The 18,586-nt window shown below is 59.6% G+C and carries 20 protein-coding genes; 10 read left to right on the top strand and 10 right to left on the bottom strand.

Annotation, left to right across the window (positions count from 1 at the left end; genetic code table 11):
- Nucleotides 1-26 precede the first annotated feature (26 nt).
- The 4 genes from ACXAIC_RS00630 to ACXAIC_RS00615 form a co-directional block, all read right to left on the bottom strand.
- Entirely contained in the window at nt 27-824 is a 798-nt protein-coding gene (locus ACXAIC_RS00630) for a siderophore-interacting protein (RefSeq protein ID WP_475172475.1), read from the bottom strand.
- A gap of 179 nt (nt 825-1,003) precedes the next feature.
- Nucleotides 1,004-1,498 (bottom strand): YHS domain-containing (seleno)protein, encoded by a 495-nt coding sequence (locus ACXAIC_RS00625; RefSeq protein ID WP_475172472.1) that lies wholly within the window; start codon nt 1,496-1,498, stop codon nt 1,004-1,006.
- 149 nt (nt 1,499-1,647) lie between these two features.
- The gene (locus ACXAIC_RS00620) at nt 1,648-2,250 is read right to left on the bottom strand and encodes a TetR-like C-terminal domain-containing protein (RefSeq protein WP_475172470.1); all 603 of its coding nucleotides are present in this window, start codon (nt 2,248-2,250) and stop codon (nt 1,648-1,650) included.
- Nucleotides 2,243-2,617: a darcynin family protein gene (locus ACXAIC_RS00615; protein WP_475172469.1), complete on the bottom strand. Its 375-nt coding sequence runs from the start codon at nt 2,615-2,617 to the stop codon at nt 2,243-2,245. Before ACXAIC_RS00615 ends, ACXAIC_RS00620 begins: the two co-directional genes overlap by 8 nt.
- A gap of 169 nt (nt 2,618-2,786) precedes the next feature.
- Here ACXAIC_RS00615 and gatC point away from each other — a divergent pair, with 169 nt between their 5' ends.
- The 4 genes from gatC to ACXAIC_RS00595 all read left to right on the top strand — a co-directional run bounded on the left by gatC (nt 2,787) and on the right by ACXAIC_RS00595 (nt 6,375).
- Nucleotides 2,787-3,074: an Asp-tRNA(Asn)/Glu-tRNA(Gln) amidotransferase subunit GatC gene (gene gatC, locus ACXAIC_RS00610; RefSeq protein WP_475172467.1), complete on the top strand. Its 288-nt coding sequence runs from the start codon at nt 2,787-2,789 to the stop codon at nt 3,072-3,074.
- 11 nt (nt 3,075-3,085) lie between these two features.
- On the top strand, nt 3,086-3,574 hold the full coding sequence (locus ACXAIC_RS00605; protein ID WP_475172464.1) for a GNAT family N-acetyltransferase: 489 nt from the start codon (nt 3,086-3,088) through the stop codon (nt 3,572-3,574).
- Nucleotides 3,571-5,055, top strand: coding sequence for an Asp-tRNA(Asn)/Glu-tRNA(Gln) amidotransferase subunit GatA (gene gatA / locus ACXAIC_RS00600; RefSeq protein WP_475172462.1), 1,485 nt, complete (start codon nt 3,571-3,573; stop codon nt 5,053-5,055). The genes ACXAIC_RS00605 and gatA overlap by 4 nt, the downstream gene beginning before the upstream one ends.
- A gap of 219 nt (nt 5,056-5,274) precedes the next feature.
- Entirely contained in the window at nt 5,275-6,375 is a 1,101-nt protein-coding gene (locus tag ACXAIC_RS00595; protein ID WP_475172460.1) for an NAD(P)/FAD-dependent oxidoreductase, read from the top strand.
- A gap of 197 nt (nt 6,376-6,572) precedes the next feature.
- On the opposite strand, the gene ACXAIC_RS00590 is transcribed toward ACXAIC_RS00595, so the two are convergent.
- Nucleotides 6,573-6,920, bottom strand: a complete 348-nt coding sequence (locus ACXAIC_RS00590) for a ribbon-helix-helix domain-containing protein (protein ID WP_475172458.1) — start codon at nt 6,918-6,920, stop codon at nt 6,573-6,575.
- 254 nt (nt 6,921-7,174) lie between these two features.
- Nucleotides 7,175-7,762 (bottom strand): DJ-1/PfpI family protein, encoded by a 588-nt coding sequence (locus ACXAIC_RS00585; RefSeq protein ID WP_475172455.1) that lies wholly within the window; start codon nt 7,760-7,762, stop codon nt 7,175-7,177.
- 418 nt (nt 7,763-8,180) lie between these two features.
- On the opposite strand from ACXAIC_RS00585, the gene ACXAIC_RS00580 reads away from it, so the two are divergent.
- From ACXAIC_RS00580 to ACXAIC_RS00570, 3 genes are all read left to right on the top strand, one after another.
- Nucleotides 8,181-8,831 (top strand): TetR/AcrR family transcriptional regulator, encoded by a 651-nt coding sequence (locus tag ACXAIC_RS00580; RefSeq protein WP_475172452.1) that lies wholly within the window; start codon nt 8,181-8,183, stop codon nt 8,829-8,831.
- Nucleotides 8,832-8,940: 109 nt separating this feature from the next.
- A complete protein-coding gene (ilvC, locus tag ACXAIC_RS00575) occupies nt 8,941-9,960 on the top strand; it encodes a ketol-acid reductoisomerase (protein ID WP_475172451.1) in 1,020 nt (339 codons plus the stop codon).
- A 321-nt stretch (nt 9,961-10,281) separates the two neighbouring features.
- Entirely contained in the window at nt 10,282-11,439 is a 1,158-nt protein-coding gene (locus tag ACXAIC_RS00570; protein ID WP_475172449.1) for a GGDEF domain-containing protein, read from the top strand.
- 150 nt (nt 11,440-11,589) lie between these two features.
- Here ACXAIC_RS00570 and ACXAIC_RS00565 read toward each other — a convergent pair whose 3' ends face one another.
- Genes ACXAIC_RS00565 through ACXAIC_RS00550 form a run of 4 tightly spaced genes read right to left on the bottom strand, consistent with a single transcriptional unit; the run spans nt 11,590 to nt 14,717 of the window.
- A complete protein-coding gene (locus tag ACXAIC_RS00565; RefSeq protein WP_475172446.1) occupies nt 11,590-12,489 on the bottom strand; it encodes a D-alanyl-D-alanine carboxypeptidase family protein in 900 nt (299 codons plus the stop codon).
- 21 nt (nt 12,490-12,510) lie between these two features.
- Complete coding sequence (locus tag ACXAIC_RS00560) at nt 12,511-13,272, bottom strand: ABC transporter permease (protein WP_475172444.1); 762 nt, start codon at nt 13,270-13,272, stop codon at nt 12,511-12,513.
- Nucleotides 13,269-13,787 carry a GNAT family N-acetyltransferase gene (locus ACXAIC_RS00555; protein WP_475172442.1) on the bottom strand — a complete coding sequence of 173 codons (519 nt, stop codon included), beginning with the start codon at nt 13,785-13,787 and terminating at the stop codon, nt 13,269-13,271. The genes ACXAIC_RS00560 and ACXAIC_RS00555 overlap by 4 nt, the downstream gene beginning before the upstream one ends.
- Nucleotides 13,788-13,793: 6 nt before the next feature.
- A complete protein-coding gene (locus tag ACXAIC_RS00550; RefSeq protein WP_475172439.1) occupies nt 13,794-14,717 on the bottom strand; it encodes an ABC transporter ATP-binding protein in 924 nt (307 codons plus the stop codon).
- Nucleotides 14,718-14,953: 236 nt separating this feature from the next.
- Here ACXAIC_RS00550 and ACXAIC_RS00545 point away from each other — a divergent pair, with 236 nt between their 5' ends.
- From ACXAIC_RS00545 to ACXAIC_RS00535, 3 genes are all read left to right on the top strand, one after another.
- The gene (locus ACXAIC_RS00545) at nt 14,954-15,856 is read left to right on the top strand and encodes a pirin family protein (RefSeq protein WP_475172437.1); all 903 of its coding nucleotides are present in this window, start codon (nt 14,954-14,956) and stop codon (nt 15,854-15,856) included.
- A gap of 250 nt (nt 15,857-16,106) precedes the next feature.
- Nucleotides 16,107-17,270: a GNAT family N-acetyltransferase gene (locus tag ACXAIC_RS00540; protein WP_475172434.1), complete on the top strand. Its 1,164-nt coding sequence runs from the start codon at nt 16,107-16,109 to the stop codon at nt 17,268-17,270.
- Between the two features lie 129 nt (nt 17,271-17,399).
- Nucleotides 17,400-18,311, top strand: coding sequence for a PhzF family phenazine biosynthesis protein (locus ACXAIC_RS00535; protein WP_475172432.1), 912 nt, complete (start codon nt 17,400-17,402; stop codon nt 18,309-18,311).
- Nucleotides 18,312-18,586 lie beyond the last annotated feature (275 nt).

Genomic DNA, 18,586 nt, shown 5'->3' with positions numbered 1-18,586 from the left:
GGTTCAGAACATGGCCGCACGCGCACTCAAGCGGCCTCGGCCCGTTTCATCTTCTGATGCTCGTCTTCCACAAGACCGATTTTCCAGTAGCCGGAAATATAGGTGTCCTTCTTGGGAACCTTACAGTCATTGTGAAGATGGTCCCTCAGCGCCCGGATCACCGAACTTTCCCCTGCGATACAGGTCTGAACCACCCCGTCACGCCAGTCCAGCGCCTCCACAAATGCCAGCTGGGCTGTGGATGGCTCATGCACCTCCTCATGGATCAGCCATGAGATCTCAATGCCCTTCGGAGCGGCAATGCTGCGGATATCGCCTTCTGACGGCACCTCAAAAACGGCAACCCCGCACGCATCCTCCGGCAAGGCTTCAAGGGTTGCCTCAGCCACCGGCATGGCGGAAAGATCCGCTGCAACCAGATACCAATCCGCATAAAACTCGGTGAGTTTGGGCTGGCTTGGGCCGAGAAAGCCGAGAAACGAGCCGGCCCTGGCCCGCTGCGCCCAGCGGGTCGCCGGGCCTTCATCCCCATGGGCGACAAAGTCGATATCCAGTTCCAGCGTTTCCGGCCGGAAGGAGCGGACGGTGTAGGTACGCACCGGATGCACCTTCGCTTCCGGGCCTTCAGGGGCCCAATAGGCCTCGAAATCCTCCCGGCTTTCCCCATCCCGGGGCAGGATCAATTTGCAATTCGCCCCTTCATGTTTCAGCGGAAACCCTTCCAGCTCCGGCCCGGCAAAAGTCACCCGGATCATGTGAGCGCTGAGAAAACGGGCTTCCTTCACGGTCAGGAAGCGGGGACGGCGTTTCGGACGGACAGCCACGGCAAAGCCCTTTCAAAATCTGAAGATGTTCTTCAGGATTTAGCGATGACGAGGCCAAAATGGAAGACCGAGGCGGCAGAAAAGAGAGAAAGACGCAACCGGAACGCCAGGCCCGGGCGCTGAAGCGCCGCCCACGGGCCCGTCCAAAGGGCGGGCCCTTAACCCGGTCAGTCACGTGATCAGTTGCGGATTATCGGTTCTTTCAGATCTTCCGGTTTCTTGTCCTTGATGATTTCCCAATTCAAGGTCGCGTTTTTGATATGGCCGGGAACATCCTGCTCGAAGCGTTCCTGAACGGTGAGCGAGTTGTTGAGATAAAGCTTGCCATCCACAATCGACCAGGCTTCCGGAACGACCGGCACCTTGAAACCCATGGCCGCGCCAAAGGCGCAGAAACCGCCATATTGGGGCGCATATTTGGCCGGATCGGCAGCGAACTTGTCGCGGTTTTCAGCGCTGGAGAATTTCCAGGTTACATCATCATACTGAACCGTGAACGCATCGGTACCAGCAACCGGTTTGCCTTGCGTGAAATAGGCCACCGGATCCGTGCCGCCAATGGCAGCCCCGCTTTTGGTGAAGGTGGTGATTTCATCAGCCTGAACGGCAAAGCCGGTGACGGAGAACAGGACGGTAAGCCCGAGAAGAACAGATTTGGACGTATAAAGCGGCATGACACACTCCCTTTTTGGAACCCCAGAGGCGCGACCGGCCCCTTTCTATGGAGAAGATGTCGATTGCACGGTCCCAGTGCCAATAACCTTTGATCACAGAGGCGCAACTGCTGCGATAGATTGCGTGAACAGCCTGGGCACCACTGTCTTCATGTGCCCGGAAACCCGGAATGGAGCGGATCTCTCGGCGCCACCAGCCCCAGAACCAGATCGACGGCCGTCTCAATGTCCCCCGCCTCCACCGGTTGGGAGCGCAGCAGCAGGCGGAAATAGATCAGCCCCAGCAGCAGGTCGATCCGGGTTTCCATATCCGCTTCAAAGGGCGTAACGATAAAGATCTGGCGCAAAATCAGCCGCCGGTTCGCCTCCGCCTCGTCCAGAACGGCGGCAAAGGCCGGGTCTTCCCGGTAGGGCACCAGCGCCCGGATGGCCCCGCCAAGCGGGGTTTCCTGCAGGGCCGAGACGGTGTTGGCAAGGCACTGCCGCAGGTCCTGCGCCACGCTGCCACGTTGAGGGGGCGATGGATTGGCCCGGGCGAGCGCCTGTTCGACGGCGGCGGCGATCAACGCGGCCTTGTCCGAAAACCGGCGGTAGACCGCCTGTTTGCTGGTGTGTGCCCTGGCTGCAATCGCGGCAATGGTTGTCTTGCCGACACCCTTCTCCGCAAGTTCTGAAAGCGTTGCTTCAAGCAGCGCTGCCGTCACCCGTTCTTCTTGTGGCCGTCCCGCCAGCCCGCGCATGTGTTCAGGCATTGCCGGGATGTGCCGCCGCAAGTGCGTCTTCATAGTCCTTGAAGCCATCGGTAATGCCAGTGGAGACTCTGACGATCCGGGCAAAGGGCCGTGCGAAGATCTCCGTGTCGCGCAGTTCCTCCCAAAGGTGATGATAGGCGCGCATATCGGAAAAGCGGCAAATCACAAAATCGGAAAACTGGCCGGACATCGCATCGGCATCAACCCATTCCAGGGTGACCTCCGGATGGCGCGCCACGATCGCCGCGATCGCCGCCGCATATTGGGTGCGCTCCGGCCTGGACAGCGCCAGCCAGGCAGGCTCGAAAGCAAGATAGACAATGGCCACCAGAGGCAGGGGACGTGGTGAAGAAACATGCTGGGTCATGGCGACACTCATATTACGGTACTAGTGATAACCGTATTATCTGAAAAGCGGGACGCTGGCAAGCCACCGGGGTTGCATCTGCGGCTTGAGCGCGGCAAAGAGGAGCGATCTTCACGGCAGATGTCGTTCTGCAGGATGACCACTGCCGCCTTCAGAAAATGAGGAAAACATGTCTGTTGATACCGATACGGTGAAACGTGTTGCCCGGCTGGCCCGCATCAAGGTGAGCGACGACGACGCCACCCGTATGACCGGCGAACTGAATGCCATTTTAGGCTTTGTCGAACAGCTTGACGAAGTGGACATTGCCGGCGTCGAGCCGATGACCTCCGTGGTCGAGCAGACCATGAAAAAACGCGCCGATGGGGTCACCGACGGCAACAAGGCCGATGACATCACCCTGAACGCCCCGGCCTCAGAAGACCACTTCTTCATGGTGCCGAAGGTGGTTGAATGAGCTGAAGTCACATGACCGGCACAGCCGCCACCATAGCCATAGAAAGCCCTTTGTCTGAGGACGTGCGCGCCCTGATTGCAGAACTCAATGAGGCGCTTGCGGGGACTTCGCCGCCAGAATTCTGCTTTCAGATGACGGCAGAAGAAATGGCTGGCGAGCAGACCACCGTTTTTGTCGCCCGTGTCAAAGGAGAAGCAGCGGCTTGCGGTGCTCTCCACCGGCATGGCGGTGGCATTGCCGAAGTCAAACGCATGTTCACCAGACCCGGCTATCAGGGCAACGGGCTAGCCAGCAGGATACTGGAGAGGCTTCTGCTGCAAGCCGAGCAGGAGAACTTCAGGCAAGCGGTCCTTGAGACCGGTGCAACGCTCCATGCCGCATGGCGGGTTTACGAGCGCGCAGGTTTCACCCGATGCGGCCCGGTGCTTGACTATCCAGACAGTCCCTATTCCATTTTCTATTCAAAACCGCTTGTCGCGGACAAAGAGATCACATCATGACCGATCTGACCAAACTCACCATCGCCGAGGCCCGGAAGGGCCTGAAAGACAAGGACTACACATCGCTTGAACTGACCGAGGCCTTTCTTGGCAACATCGAGGCGGCCAATTCTCAGCTCAACGCCTATGTGGCGGTCACCGGGGATCAGGCCTGCAACATGGCCAAGGCCTCCGACGCGAAGCTAGCCAAGGGCGATGGCGGCGCGCTTGAGGGCATTCCGCTTGGCATCAAGGACCTGTTCGCCACCAAGGGCGTGCACACCCAGGCCTGCAGCCACGTTCTGGACGGGTTCAAACCAGCCTATGAATCCACAGTCACCAGCAACCTGTTTGCCGATGGGGCCGTCATGCTCGGCAAGCTCAACATGGACGAGTTCGCCATGGGCTCCTCCAACGAGACCTCCTATTATGGTGATGTGATCAACCCCTGGCGCAAGACCGGCTCCAATCAGGATCTGGTGCCGGGCGGTTCCTCTGGCGGGTCTGCCACGGCCGTTGCAGCGCGCCTGTGCATGGGTGCCACCGCCACCGACACCGGAGGTTCCATCCGCCAGCCAGCTGCCTTCACCGGCACGGTCGGTATCAAACCCACCTATGGCCGCTGCTCCCGCTGGGGCATTGTCGCCTTTGCCTCCTCGCTCGATCAGGCTGGGCCGATTGCACACACGGTGCGCGACAGCGCGATCCTTCTGAAATCAATGGCCTCCGTCGATCCGAAAGACACGACGTCGGTGGATATCGAGGTGCCGGACTATGAAGCTGCCATCGGCAAGTCCGTCAAAGGCCTGAAGATCGGCATTCCAAAGGAATACCGGATGGATGGCATGCCCGGCGAAATCGAAGACCTTTGGCAAAAGGGCATGGATTGGCTGAAGGATGCGGGGGCAGAGATCGTCGAAATCACCATGCCGCACACCAAATACGCCCTGCCCGCCTACTACATCGTGGCCCCGGCTGAAGCCTCTTCGAACCTTGCCCGCTATGACGGCGTGCGCTACGGCCTGCGCGTGCCCGGCAAGGACATTGTCGAGATGTATGAAAACACCCGCGCAGAAGGCTTTGGCGACGAGGTCAAACGGCGTGTTATGATCGGAACCTATGTTCTGTCCGCCGGCTATTATGACGCCTATTACCTGAAGGCCCAGAAGGTGCGCACCCTGATCAAGCGCGACTTCGAGCTCGCCTGGCAGAACGGGGTCGATGCGATCCTGACCCCGGCCACCCCCTCGGCCGCCTTCGGCGTTGCCGATCAGGATCTTCATGCGGACCCGGTAAAAATGTATCTCAACGACATTTTCACCGTGACAGTCAACATGGCCGGGTTGCCGGGCATTTCCGTGCCCGCCGGTCTCGACAAGGACGGCCTGCCCCTCGGCCTGCAGCTCATCGGCAAACCCTTTGACGAAAGCACCCTGTTCCAGGCCGGGCAAGTGATCGAGGACGCAGCCGGTGCCTTCGAACCGGAAAAATGGTGGGGCTAAGCAGAATGCTTGCCCCCCGCTCCGCCTCCCGGACCTGATCCGGGAGCTTTCCGTGCCGTCCCGGACCTGATCCGGGAACTTTTCGTGCCGTCCCGGACCTGATCCGGGACCCTGGCGCGACGGCGCCAAAGCAGACCCCGGCGCAAGGCCGGGGCGGTGCTCAGGGTGTAAGCTGCCCTGGCTTGACCCATGTCCCTCTTTTGAGCACGGGCACAGAACATGCCTGATATTGAAACTCTCATCATCGGCGCTGGCGTGGTGGGCCTTGCCATCGCCCGGGACCTGGCCCTGCGCGGCCGTGAGGTCATGGTGCTGGAACAGCACGGCCTGATCGGCTCGGAAACCAGTGCCCGCAATTCCGAAGTCATCCATGCGGGGATCTATTATCCGGCAGGCAGCCTGAAGGCGCGGCTCTGCGTGGAGGGCAAACACCAGCTTTATGCCTTCTGCGCGGAAAACGGCGTTGCCCACAAACGCATCGGCAAGCTGATCGTAGCGGCAACGCAGAGCCAGTTACCAGAGCTGGCGCAGCTCCAGCGGAAAGCTGAAGCCAATGGCCTGACAGATCTGGAGTTCCATGACCAGGCCCGGCTGGCGGAGCGTGAACCGGCCCTGTCCGGCTGCGGCGCATTATGGTCCCCCTCAACAGGGATTGTCGACAGCCACGGCTTCATGCTGGCTCTTCAGGGGGGGCTGGAAGCCCATGGCGGACAGGTGGTGCTGAACAGCACGGTCACCGGGCTGGAAGCGGATGCGGACGGATACCGCCTGACTGTTGCAAACCCTGACGGGGTCAGAACCGCCCTCACCTGCCGCGAGCTGATCGTCTCCGCCGGACATGGCGCCCCGGGTCTGATGGCGCAACTTCCCGGCGCTGAGCCGCCGCGTGCCTGGCGCGCAAAAGGCAACTATTTCAAATTGCAGGGCAAGGCCCCCTTTTCCCATCTCATTTATCCCGCGCCTGAACCTGGCGGCCTTGGCATTCACCTAACGCTGGATCTCCAGAACCAAGCCCGCTTCGGCCCGGATGTGGAATGGGTCGAGGACACGGATTATGCCGTTGATCCGGCCCGGGGAGAGAGGTTTTATACGGCTATCCGCACCTATTGGCCGGATCTGCCGGACGGTTCTCTTATGCCCGACTATTCCGGCCTGCGGCCCAAGATCACCGGCCCCGGCACCCGTGCGGCCGACTTCCGCATCGATGGTCCCAAGACCCACGGTCTTAGTGGCCTGATCGCACTTTACGGCATCGAATCTCCGGGCCTCACATCCGCTCTGGCCCTTGGTAGGCATGTGGCAGACATGCTTGACATGTGAAGATCTCAGCAGATCTGGAGCCCTCTGTCGTCTTCGATGCAGGCTCGAGCGCTCAAGAACAGTATTCTACCATCAGACAAGAAATGCCTTCCCGGGCCGGGGCCGCGCCATGGGAAGAGCCGTCGAAGCAGATCGTGGAGGACCTACTTTCCGGTTTACAGACTCAAACCGGAAATGCCACGGAAATGCGTTCCGGTTCAATGCATGGCCTGTTCGGCCTCCAGGATCTTGTCCGCATCCAGCCCGGCAATCGGCAGGCTGGAATCCGCCGGCACATCACCGGAGAGCTGAAGCGCCAGGAAGCGTCCGCAGCACACGCGCAGGAAGCTGGCAAAATTGCCCAAATCGTGCCCGGCCTCAATGCTTTCCTGGTGCAGGCGGGCAATAAGCTGCGGCACATTCAGGCTGTCCCGCGCGCCAATCTCTTCCAGCACTTTCCAGAAAAAGGCCTCCAACCGGACAGAGGTTACCATGCCGCCAATGCGGACGGATTTCGTGCTGCTTTCCCACCAGCCCGGGTCGGCTTCGACAAATAACTTGCACATTTCGGTCTCCGGAACAGCGTTTTTGCACATTTAGGACAACTCTAAGTATCCAATGCCACGTTCCGTCTTACCACAACAGGGCACAAAAGGCGCTGCGATGCCTTAATCCTCAACTTTAGCGCATCGTGCGCCCCTCTGGCGCCAAAGAAAAACCCCACCCGAGATCAGATGGTCTCGGGTGGGGAACCGTAGCCTGCCAGAGGCCTGAATTGCGGGAAGACCTTCGTCCTGGCAGATCGGTGAGATCTAAACGGTCAGGCTGCTGCCTTGGCCTGTACCCCGGCCACGACCGATTGAAACTGGGCCAGCCAGGCCGGATGTGCGGGCCAGGCCGGGGCGGTGATCAGGTTGCCATCCGTCACCGCCGCATCAAGCGCAATCTCTGCATAAGTTGCACCGGCCAGTTCTACTTCCGGGCGGCAAGCCGGATAGGCGGACACGGTGCGGCCTTCAAGACCACCAGCTGCGGTCAGGATCTGGGCACCGTGGCAGATGGCAGCCACCGGTTTGCCCGTCTCCATGAAATGTCTTACCGCATCCAGAACCCCGGCCTCAAGTCGTAGATATTCCGGAGCCCTGCCCCCGGGAATGACCAATGCGTCATAGCTGGCCACGTCCATATCGGCGAAGGTCGCGTTGAGCGTGAAGTTATGACCGCGCTTTTCGGTATAGGTCTGGTCGCCTTCAAAATCGTGGATGCAGGTCGCAACTGTTTCTCCTGCGGCCTTGCCCGGGCAAACCGCATCCACGCTGTGTCCCATGGCAATCAGCGCCTGAAACGGCACCATGGTCTCGTAGTCCTCGGTGAAATCCCCGGTGATCATCAGGATCTTCGCGCCCATGCCAAACCTCCCGTTCTGCAACCGCGATCACAGGGTTGTAGCAGGCAATGGCATGGTTTGGGTATTAGGCAGATACTACAGGCCCGTATTTATACCGATCGGTTCAGCGAAACAATCCGCCCGCTCCCGCGCCCGAAGAACTGAACTTTTGCAGGAAAAACAAGTCCGGCGCAGAGGCAGCAACAGCGCGTTGGAACTGGAACCGTCCTGACAACGGATGGCAATGCGAACCGGTGTCCGCGCCTTTGCACATCCTTTCACATGGAAAAAAGATGCGCTGCGGCCAGCCCTTTGCCCAGACACGTACCTCCCGGCATTTCCCCCTTGACCTCGTTGCCCGCCGGTGCCATAACCTCGACCGAACCGTACCGTACGGTTCAGACGCTTTCAGATCCAGACCCGACCAAACCGGAAGACCATGCCAGCAGCCGCCTATGACATTGCCACCTCCCGCCATGACGCTGCGCCGGAATTCTCGCCGCGCCAGCAGGTGGTGCTGCAACACGCATTGACGCTGCTGGTGGAAGGCGGGGAAAAGGCGCTGACCACGGCCGGGCTGGCCCGCACTGCCAGCTGTTCCAAGGAAAGCCTTTATAAATGGTTCGGTGACCGGGACGGCCTTCTGGCCGCCGTTGTTGCCTATCAGGCGAGCCAGGTTCAGTTTCCCTCCGAGGCCGGGGCGACTGCGGATGCGGCCACGTTCCGCGCCCATGTGACCGCCTTCGCAGAAGCCCTGCTCGGCGTTCTGTTTTCCGAAACGTCGCTTGCGCTCAACCGCCTGTCCATCGGCCAATCGAACACCAATTCGAACCGGCTGGGTCAGCTGCTGCTTGTGCGCGGCAAACACATGATTTCCGCCCGCGCCCGCGCCATGCTGGAAAGCGGCCGCCGCCGGGGCCTTTTGAAATTCGAGGACGCCGAAGACGCCTATCAGGTGTTGTACGGGCTCGCCATCCGCGATGTGCATGTGCGTTTGCTGCTGGGAGAAACCGCCAGCGCCGCCGAACAGGATCTTGCGTCCCAGGCTGAAACCGCCGTGAACCGCTTTTACCGGCTGTTCGGCGCCTAGCCCCCTTTCGGGCCAGCCAGACCGCTGGCCCCTTTGAGCCAACCGGACCGGCGCAAATGACCGGACGGGCGACAAGAAGAAACGGACTGCAAACGGGAGAAAGGAACCCATGCGCGTTTATTATGATCGTGATGCTGATCTCAACCTGATCAAATCCAAAAAAGTTGTCATCATCGGCTACGGCTCCCAGGGCCGCGCCCATGCCATGAACCTGAAGGACAGCGGCTGCACCGAGATTGCCGTTGCCCTGCGCGAAGGCTCCACCACTGCCCTGAAGGCCGAAGCCGACGGTTTCAAGGTGATGACCGTTGCCGACGCTGCGGCCTGGGCCGACCTGATGATGATGGCTACGCCGGACGAGCTGCAGGCCGACATCTACAAGGATCACATTGCCGCCAACATCCGCGACGGCGCCGCCATTGCGTTCGCCCACGGCCTGAACGTGCATTACGGCCTGATCGAACCCAAATCCACTGTTGATGTCCTGATGATCGCGCCGAAAGGCCCGGGGCACACGGTGCGCGGCGAATATGAAAAAGGCGGCGGTGTCCCCTGCCTTGTGGCCGTCCACCAGGACGCCTCCGGCAACGCCCTCGATCTCGGCCTGTCCTATGCCAGCGGTGTTGGCGGCGGCCGGTCCGGCATCATCGAAACCACCTTCAAGGAAGAGTGCGAAACCGACCTCTTCGGCGAACAGGTTGTTCTGTGCGGCGGTCTCGTGGAACTGATCCGCGCCGGGTTCGAAACCCTGGTAGAAGCCGGCTATGCACCGGAAATGGCCTATTTCGAGTGCCTGCACGAAGTGAAGCTGATCGTGGACCTGATCTACGAAGGCGGCATTGCCAACATGAACTACTCCATCTCCAACACGGCAGAATGGGGTGAGTATGTCACTGGCCCGCGCATCGTGACCGACGAAACCAAAGCGGAAATGAAGCGGGTTCTGGCTGACATCCAGACCGGCAAGTTCACCTCCGACTGGATGCAGGAATACCGGGCTGGCGCCGCCAAGTTCAAAGCCACCCGCCGCCTGAACGACGCGCACCAGATCGAGGAAGTTGGCGAAAAGCTGCGCGGCATGATGCCGTGGATCAAGTCCAACGCGCTGGTCGACAAGACCAAGAACTAAAGCGCGCAACGCGCACAGAGTCGAGTCGGCCGGAACAAGTGTTCCGGCCGATTCTCTCATTTTATTTTCACATTTTAGAGAAAATTGGCTTGAATTCGTCTAATACCCTTGAGTTTCTAAAGTGACGTTCAACCTTTTTTAAGGCGCCCGAGGCTATCTCGAGCTTAGATATATTTTTTAGCGGGATACTTTCGCCCCATTCCGCTCACAAATACAATTTGATGAAAAACTCAGCATCAAATCTAACGCATCTAAAAAGTTTTCTACATAAGCTCTGACCTACCAGTCGAATTCGACGAATAGTGTGTGGAGTGCGTCTCAATGGATCTCTTGACGCTTTTTGCGGCAAATCTGCTTCTGCTGTCGATCTTTGCCATCTCCTTTCAGGCGATGTCCCTGCGCGCGACCTCCAACATTCACTGGCGCAGCTGGGCGGGTGCCAATGCACTGTTCGCGGCCGCCCTGGTCTGCTTTGCCTTTGAGCGCGTCCTGCCCGGCCCCGGAGCCTATATACTGCCCAACAGCCTGCTGCTGCTCGGCTTTGCACTGCACCTTTATGCCGCAAAGGTCCTGGCTCACCTGCCTGCCCGCTTGAGTGATGTGGCCGCCCCGGCAGTGGCCTATCTTCTGGTCGGCATCCTAGCCTATCTCCTGTCAAATGCCACGCTTGCCTATGTGGGCGGCAACATCATTTTCCTGATCCTGTGCATTGCGACCATCAGGGCCTATACCTCCCGCAGCTTCCACGGGCTGATCTCGGTGATCGGTCTTGTCCTGGCCTTCTTTTTTCTGGCGGCGGCCAGCGGGCTGCGGCTGTTCCACGGCCTGTTCGGCGATGCCATGGCAGGTCCCGGCATGATCAATGACAGCATGCAGGATCTGCACCTGATGAGCGCCATGCTGTTTGTCAGCCTGACCGGTGCCTTTTCCGCAGCGCTGTCCTTCGAGCAGGTGGCCCAGCGCCATAAGGAAGCCGCCCGCCGCGATCCCCTGACCGGTGCCTTTAACCGGCGGGAGTTCCAGCTCCGCCTGGAAGAGCTGCTCCACGGCCCGGAAAAGCGCACCTTCGGCCTGGTTCATTTTGACCTGGACTTCTTCAAGCAGGTGAATGACCGGTTCGGCCACCCGGCAGGCGATGCCGCATTGGTCAAGGTTGTCGCCGCCGCCCGCGCCCAGCTGAGAAAAGACGATTGTTTTGCAAGGCTGGGCGGGGAAGAATTCGCCGTGCTGCTGCCCGATATCTCCCGGGAGAACGCCGCCAAAGTGGCTGACCGGCTGCGCGAGCGCATCTCCGAGCTGCAATTCGACTTTGCCCCGGAAGAGTTCCGCCTGACCGCATCGGCCGGGATCTACCACGGCGACGGCCATCACCTGGTCATGGACGACCTCCTGCAGATCGTCGATGAGAGCCTCTACCGGTCAAAGAGCAAAGGCCGCAACTGCATCACCTTTGCCATTCCGCAGCCTGCGGCCAGCTAATACCAATCGCACTTGATGATGAGCTATTTGACCGGAATTCCTTTGTCTGCTGAGGAGGCAGATTGCACGCCGTGGTGTTTCCCAACCACAAATGCGATCCAACGATGTCAGCAGGCAAAGGAGACCGACCCTGATCTCACACGGGCCCCATCAGGAATAGGCTTCAATCAGCCTTGTCACTTCCCTGTCCCGCGCTGCCTCGCTCTTTCCGCCCATGACCACCACAATCAACCGCTTGCCGCCCCGTTTGGCGGTCGCAACAAGATTGTAGCCGGACATGCGGATATAGCCGGTCTTCAGACCGTCGACCCCGGCGACCTTGCCTAAGAGATTGTTGGTCGCCCGGAAGGTGCGGCCGTTATACGTGAAGGAAGTGGCCCTGTAATAGGATCCATATTGAGGAAAGCGTTGTTTGAGCGCCAGACCCATCTCCGCCATATCCCGCGCCGTGGTCACCTGAGCCGGATCGGGCAATCCGGTCGCATTCACAAACCGGGTGCGGGTCAGGCCTAGCGCTTTCGCCTTCTGGGTCATGAGACGGGCAAACGCCGCTTCGCTGCCCGCAAGGTTCTCCGCCACCGTGATCCCAACATCATTGGCCGATTTCACCGCAAGCGCCCGTGCCGCCTGTTCCACGGTCAGGGTGGACCCGGCGGTAAGGCCAAGCTTTGCCGGAGGCTGCGAGGCCGCCTTGGCGGACACAGTCAAAGGCGAGGAGAGCTGATAGCGCCCGGCCGCAACCGCTTCAAACAGAAGATAGAGCGTCATCATCTTGGTCAGGGACGCCGGGAACCGCGGCGCATCAGGCTCAACGGCATAAAGTTCTTCACCGGTGGAAGCATTGAGCACAAGCGCTGAAAAGCCTTGCTCAACAGCAGTTGACGGCGCATAGGCCACAACCGGCAGCGGAGCGGCATCCACCTGCGCGGTCTCTACCCCTTCTGCCGGGGACTGCACGCCGGTCTGCGGAGCCTGAACAGTTTGGCAGGCTGCAAGGGACACCGCCAGCAGCACCGCACAGATTTTATTCAATAAAGTTTGTGACCCCATAAAACTTCCCTTGGCAGACACTCACGCCCTGAGCCGGTAGCCCGTCTTGAAAATCCAGTGCACAATGGCGAGCGAGCCGCCCAGAAACACCATGGTCGCGCTCAAGGACAGCCAAAGGCTCACATCCGCCTGCCCGTAGAAGCTCCACCGGAACCCGGAAATCAGATAGACGACCGGATTGGCCATTGTCACCGTCTGCCAGATTTCCGGCAGCATTCTGATCGAATAGAAGCTGCCCCCAAGAAAGGCCAGCGGCGTGACAATCAGGAGAGGAACGAATTGCAGTTTTTCGAAACTGTCGGCCCAGATGCCGATGATAAAGCCGAGCAGGGCAAAGGTAATCGCCGTCAGCATGAAGAAGGCGGCCATCCAGACCGGATGTTGAATCTCTATGTCAACGAAGAAAGTGGCTGTAATGAGAATGATCACCCCGACCAGGACAGACTTGGTCGCAGCTGCGCCCACATAGGCGATCGTGATTTCCAGATACGAGACCGGCGCCGACAGGACTTCAAACACCGTGCCGGTGAAGCGGGGAAAATAAATCCCGAAGGCCGCATTGGACAGGCTCTGGGTCATCAGCGACAGCATGATCAGCCCCGGCACGATAAACGCACCGTAACTGACCCCGTCCACCTCGGAGATCCGCGAACCAATGGCCGCACCGAACACGACAAAATATAGCACCGTGGAAATGACCGGCGAAATTACGCTTTGCATAATCGTGCGTTTGGTCCGGGCCATTTCAGAAATGTAGATGGTCTTGATCGCTCCAAAATTCATTCCGGCCCTTGCCCCCTTGCGTCGCCCGGCGACGTGGGCCGCCCGGCTTCCAAAATCAATTCCATTCTGGGCAGCGTCCGCCCGGGGATGGAACCGGAGGGCACCCGCCCAACTGTCTCAAAGCCCATCTTGCTGTAAAACCCTTCGGCAAAGGGATCAGAGTCCACACCTACCCGGGCAACACGAAGTTCAAGCGCCCGGGCGTGCAGCCGCTTGAAGAGGGCGGCGGCAACGCCTTTGCCTTTCCAGTCTGGATCGACAAAACAGGTTTCAAGCTCCCCCGTTCCCTGTCCGTCAGAGGAAAAGCGCAGGCAGCCGATCATGTCGCCCTCACCCGACTCGGCCAGCCAGAAATCTTCCTTGGTGATCCAGCTGTCCCGAACCCGCAATTCCTCCACACATTGCGCCATGAAGGCCTCATCATAGCCATTGGACTGTTTCGACCGCAGACACAGATCCGTCAGCCTGTCCCGGTCCTCAAGCACCGCATTGCGGATGGAATAAATCTTGTGCATGGCGCTTTATCCCTGCTTCACGAGATCGACAAAAATATCCTCAAGGGTCGACTGTTGGGTTTGAAGATCCTGGAACCGGACCCCGGCCGCCGACAGATCCCCCAGTAACGATGTGATGCCGGTGCGGGGCCCGCGGGTGTCATAGGTATAGGTCAGGCAGGTGCCGGCCTCCTCCAGGGCCAGATCATAGGCTGACAAGCTGTCAGGAAGCCCGTCTAGCGGCTCGGTCAACTGCAGGCGAAGCACCTTGCGTCCGAAACTGCGCATCAGCTCCGCCTTCTTCTCGACCAGAATGATCTCCCCCTTGTTGATGACCCCGACCCGGTCGGCCATCTCTTCGGCTTCCTCGATATAGTGGGTGGTCAGGATGATGGTGACGCCCTTGTCCTTCAGTTCCCCCACAATGCGCCACATGTCATGGCGCAGCTCCACATCGACACCGGCAGTCGGCTCATCCAGGAACAGGATCTTCGGTTCATGGGCCAGCGCTTTTGCCACCAGCAGCCTGCGCTTCATGCCACCGGAAAGGGACATGATCGGGTTCTTGCGTTTGTCCCAAAGCGTCAAATCCTTGAGGAGAGTCTCGACCAGCTCGCGGTCAGGCGGCAGCCCGAACAGGCCCCTGCTGAAGGCAACCGTATCGCCGACAATCTCAAACGGAGCCGTTGGCATTTCCTGGGGGACCAGACCGATCAGACGGCGCGCGGCCCGGAACTCCTTGAACGCATCATATCCGCCCACAGTGATGCTGCCGGAGGTGGGCTGCACGAGACCGCAAATGGTGCTGATCAACGTGGTCTTGCCCGCCCCGTTCGGGCCGAGCAGCGCGAACACCTCCCCCTCATGAATGTCCAGGGACACGGATTTCAGCGCCTGGAACCCACCGTCATAGGTTTTTTCCAGATCAGTGACAGACAATATCGGAGCCATAAACTATCAACCGGTTGAAGCGTTTGACCGACCATCTGGTCAAGCAGGCGGGCAACCTCGCATGTGGCCCGGCGGACGGCAAGATGCAAGGCCGTCTTCGAAGCAGATCCGGCCCCTTGTGGCAAGACGGCATTGTTTCATCTGGCGAAACACTGCGTTCGTCGGGGCCCGGCTAGGTTTTGACCTGGGTTACGCTATCTTTTGAACGACGACTTCCACAAGCGAGAGCAAAGCCCATGTCCATCCGTCCGGTCACCCATATCGGTGCTACGCAGCCCACCCTGGAAGGGGCCGGCGTCAAGCTGGAACGGGTTTTCGGGTTCCAGGACCCGGAGATGCTGGACCCGTTTCTGCTGCTTGACGATTTCCGCAACGAGAGGCCCGAAGACTATCTGGCCGGGTTTCCCTGGCATCCCCATAGGGGCATTGAGACCATCACCTATGTGCTGGCCGGAACCGTGGAACATGGCGACAGCCTCGGCAACAAGGGCGACCTGGGCGCGGGCGACGTCCAGTGGATGACCGCCGGGCGCGGCATCATGCATCAGGAAATGCCCAAGGGCGATGCCAGTGGCCGCATGCATGGCTTTCAGCTCTGGGCCAATCTGCCCTCCTCCATGAAAATGACCGAACCGCGCTATCAGGACGTTGAGGCAAAGGACATTCCCGTCGTGACCGACGATGACGGCACCTCGGCAAGGATCATCTGCGGCAATTTCTGGGGCAAGCGAGGCCCGGTCGACGGCATTGCCGCAGAGCCGCAATATCTCGACATCCATGTTCCGGCAGGCAAGAAAAAACGTTTCAAGGTCGACACTTACAAACAGACCTTCGCCTATATTTTTGAAGGCTCCGGCTCCTTTGAGGGCGCGTCCAATCCCTTCGGCGTGTTGACGGAGAAGGAATTTGGCGGCGAAGAGCTCAAGATCCGGGACGAGACCGGCGACCGGACGCTGGTGATTTTCGGCACCGGCGATGAGATCGTGGTCCAGGCGGGCAGCGAAGGCATCCGTTTCCTGCTGGTCTCAGGCGCCCCCATCAAGGAACCCGTTGCCTGGCACGGCCCCATTGTGATGAACACCCGCGACGAACTGATCCAGGCTGTGAGTGAACTCCAGAACGGCACCTTCATCCGCTAAAGCGTTGTCCTGAAAGGACTGCGCGCAGGACGTTTACGCACGAAGCCCTGAGAAGCGCCGGACCTGCGAGACGTGTCCTCAAACAGGCTCTCAAACCAGCCCTAAATACTGGCCCTAAAACTGGCCCTAAAACTGGCAAGGACCGGCCTGCTCGGAACGGTCCAGTGTCAAAGGCCCAGGCGTTCTTTCTGCCTTGGAACATTCACATATTCCGGATAAGCCTTAGGCATCTGTCACATCCGGTTTCCCCATGCCTCTCAAACTTCGACCTGCCACCCTTGCCGATGCGCCGCGTCTGACGGACATTCTTTGCCGCTCCAAAGCCTCCTGGGGCTATCCGGAGGACAGGATGACCGCGTTCATGGCGGATTGGCGCATCACAGCGGCCACGCTGCAAAGCCTTGAGGTGACGGTGGCCGAGCAGAACGGGCATCCGGTGGCCTTCTCCGGCGTTGCCGAACAGCAAGCGAGCACCTTGCACATTGAATTCCTGTTTGTTGCCCCTGAGGCTCAAGGCAGGGGTATTGGCAATCTGTTGCTCACCAGGGCCGAAGATGCCGCGAGGGCCAAGAGGCTGGCCCGCCTGACCCTGGAAAGCGATCCCCATGCGGTCGGCTTTTATGAGCAGAACGGCTTTCAGACCCTCACCACCCGGCTCAGCGAGATGGTGCCCGGCAAGGCCGTTCCCCTGATGGAAAAGCTGTTGACGCGCGGCGTCCATGTCCTTTCCAAAATCACCTTGCGCCGCACGAATACACCCTGGCGCTTCGAGAAGGACAACGAAGCGGAAATTGCCGCCCATTTCGCCGAGGCGCAAAAAAAGATCGCTCTCCTTTGGAACGGCCGCACCCTGAAATTGACGGGATACCGCTTTGAGAACGGGATCTTTGAGGGGACTTTGAGCGAAAGCAGCTATGCGGCGCACTTGACCTGGCGTGATTGGGGCGCGCCGGACGCCACAGCCTTCAATCTCTTCGGCTCTGCGATTATCCGCTCACGGGACGGTGCCCTGCTTTACGGCGTGATGGCACCCCATACGGCGACAGCCGGTCAAATCTATCCGCCGGGGGGAAATCTAGATCTGAATGATGTCACGGCGGACGGCAAGGTCGACATACTCGGCGCAATCGAGCGGGAGCTGGAAGAAGAAACCGGTCAGACCGCTGCCGGGCTGCGCAAGAGGCAGTTGCTGATCGCCTTTGACGGCGCCCGGATTTCCGTTGCCCGTGTGTTTGACAGTCCTGAACCAGCCGCAGCCCTGCGCCAGAAGATCCTCGACCACTCCAAAGCGTCGGAAGAACAGGAGCTGTCGGATATCGTCCTTCTCCGCAGGAAGGACGATCTTGTCTCACCGGCAATTGCCCCCTTCGCCCGCGAGCTGGCGGAGCATCTTTTGCGACCGGACGGCGATTAACCCCCGCATGCCCTGATCAATCTTTTGTTCACCAACCCATACGACTAAGGGCTGGCGGGAGCTGCGTTAAAATGCAAAAGTCCGCTCACCTCACCATCTTGTGAGACAGACTTCTTCAGGGAGAGACATATGGGCCGCCGCTACGCGATCTTGGATGTGTTCACCAATCAAATCCTGGCCGGAAACCCTCTGGCGGTGGTGCTGGACTGCGAAGGTTTGAGCGATGAGCAGATGCAGAAGATTGCCGGTGAATTCAATCTGTCGGAAACCGTCTTTGTCTTCCCGCCGGAAAATCCCGGCCAATCCGCCAGCATGCGCATCTTCACGCCCAAGCTGGAGCTGCCCTTTGCCGGCCATCCCACGGTCGGGACCGCCATTTTGCTGGCGACCGAGCGTTTCGGCAAGGTCAGCGGCGAACAGGATGCAGTCGTTGTCCTGAAACAGGAGATCGGCACCGTGCGCTGTGCCGTCATCCTGCGCGAGAACGCCGCCGCTTTTGCCGAGTTCGATGTGCCGAGCCTGCCGGAACCGGCTGGGCCCACCCACAATATTGACTTGATCGCCGCCGCGCTTGATCTGGAACCGTCCGATATCGGCTTTGAAAACCACGCCCCGTCCCGTTTCCGGGTCGGGCCTCCGTTCAATTTCGTGCCCGTGCGCGATCTGGATGCGCTGGCCCGGGCCAAACCGGTAATGTCCAGATGGAAAGCCGGATTTGGTCAGGACGCGCATAACGACGCCTATATCTATTGCCGGGAAACGCGGTCTCATGACAGTGCGTTCCATGCCCGCCTGTTTGCGCCCGACATGGGCATTCCGGAAGATCCGGCCACAGGATCGGCCGCCGCCGCCTTTGCCGGCGTCGTGCATTTTTATGACGGCCTGACCGCCGGAACCCATCACATCCGCATTGAACAGGGCTTTGAAATGGGCCGCCCGTCGCTGATCGATCTGGAAATCGACATCGAAAATGGCGGCCTGCACGCGGTGCGCATCGGCGGCCAGGCCGCCCTGGTGGCAAGGGGCGAGTTGTTTGTTTGAGAGCAGGACTTTTTGGCATTCGCCAATAGTGCGTTCTAGCCGCGTCCGAGGTGTTCTGCCTGATGTGCTGCGAAATCCCTAGCAACAGAAACGGATCCGGCGCCACAGGGGCAAACTTAAAATCCCTGTTGCAACGGGCCATCTCCTGCCGTATGAACAGGGTCCGTTAACCACCTGCTCACGCTTTTGCGTCTAGGCTGGTTGAAACGGCATGATGACGACCAAAGGCCCAGTTCAAGACCCATGATCGCGATACGCGGCATTACCGGTTCTGA

The organism is Roseibium sp. AWQ4_254, from assembly GCF_056161025.1.
Note: the sequence above shows the minus strand (reverse complement) of the source record. Positions and strands in the feature narration are given on the sequence as shown.

Excerpts from the sequence above, each read along its gene's own strand:
- ACXAIC_RS00625 (WP_475172472.1), bottom strand. The coding sequence starts at position 1,498 with ATGCCGCTTTATACGTCCAAATCTGTTCTTCTCGGGCTTACCGTCCTG.
- ACXAIC_RS00620 (WP_475172470.1), bottom strand. The coding sequence starts at position 2,250 with ATGCCTGAACACATGCGCGGGCTGGCGGGACGGCCACAAGAAGAACGG.
- ACXAIC_RS00615 (WP_475172469.1), bottom strand. The coding sequence starts at position 2,617 with ATGACCCAGCATGTTTCTTCACCACGTCCCCTGCCTCTGGTGGCCATT.
- gatC (WP_475172467.1), top strand. The coding sequence starts at position 2,787 with ATGTCTGTTGATACCGATACGGTGAAACGTGTTGCCCGGCTGGCCCGC.
- ACXAIC_RS00605 (WP_475172464.1), top strand. The coding sequence starts at position 3,086 with ATGACCGGCACAGCCGCCACCATAGCCATAGAAAGCCCTTTGTCTGAG.
- gatA (WP_475172462.1), top strand. The coding sequence starts at position 3,571 with ATGACCGATCTGACCAAACTCACCATCGCCGAGGCCCGGAAGGGCCTG.
- ACXAIC_RS00595 (WP_475172460.1), top strand. The coding sequence starts at position 5,275 with ATGCCTGATATTGAAACTCTCATCATCGGCGCTGGCGTGGTGGGCCTT.
- ACXAIC_RS00590 (WP_475172458.1), bottom strand. The coding sequence starts at position 6,920 with ATGTGCAAGTTATTTGTCGAAGCCGACCCGGGCTGGTGGGAAAGCAGC.
- ACXAIC_RS00585 (WP_475172455.1), bottom strand. The coding sequence starts at position 7,762 with ATGGGCGCGAAGATCCTGATGATCACCGGGGATTTCACCGAGGACTAC.
- ACXAIC_RS00580 (WP_475172452.1), top strand. The coding sequence starts at position 8,181 with ATGCCAGCAGCCGCCTATGACATTGCCACCTCCCGCCATGACGCTGCG.
- ilvC (WP_475172451.1), top strand. The coding sequence starts at position 8,941 with ATGCGCGTTTATTATGATCGTGATGCTGATCTCAACCTGATCAAATCC.
- ACXAIC_RS00570 (WP_475172449.1), top strand. The coding sequence starts at position 10,282 with ATGGATCTCTTGACGCTTTTTGCGGCAAATCTGCTTCTGCTGTCGATC.
- ACXAIC_RS00565 (WP_475172446.1), bottom strand. The coding sequence starts at position 12,489 with ATGGGGTCACAAACTTTATTGAATAAAATCTGTGCGGTGCTGCTGGCG.
- ACXAIC_RS00560 (WP_475172444.1), bottom strand. The coding sequence starts at position 13,272 with ATGAATTTTGGAGCGATCAAGACCATCTACATTTCTGAAATGGCCCGG.
- ACXAIC_RS00555 (WP_475172442.1), bottom strand. The coding sequence starts at position 13,787 with ATGCACAAGATTTATTCCATCCGCAATGCGGTGCTTGAGGACCGGGAC.
- ACXAIC_RS00550 (WP_475172439.1), bottom strand. The coding sequence starts at position 14,717 with ATGGCTCCGATATTGTCTGTCACTGATCTGGAAAAAACCTATGACGGT.
- ACXAIC_RS00545 (WP_475172437.1), top strand. The coding sequence starts at position 14,954 with ATGTCCATCCGTCCGGTCACCCATATCGGTGCTACGCAGCCCACCCTG.
- ACXAIC_RS00540 (WP_475172434.1), top strand. The coding sequence starts at position 16,107 with ATGCCTCTCAAACTTCGACCTGCCACCCTTGCCGATGCGCCGCGTCTG.
- ACXAIC_RS00535 (WP_475172432.1), top strand. The coding sequence starts at position 17,400 with ATGGGCCGCCGCTACGCGATCTTGGATGTGTTCACCAATCAAATCCTG.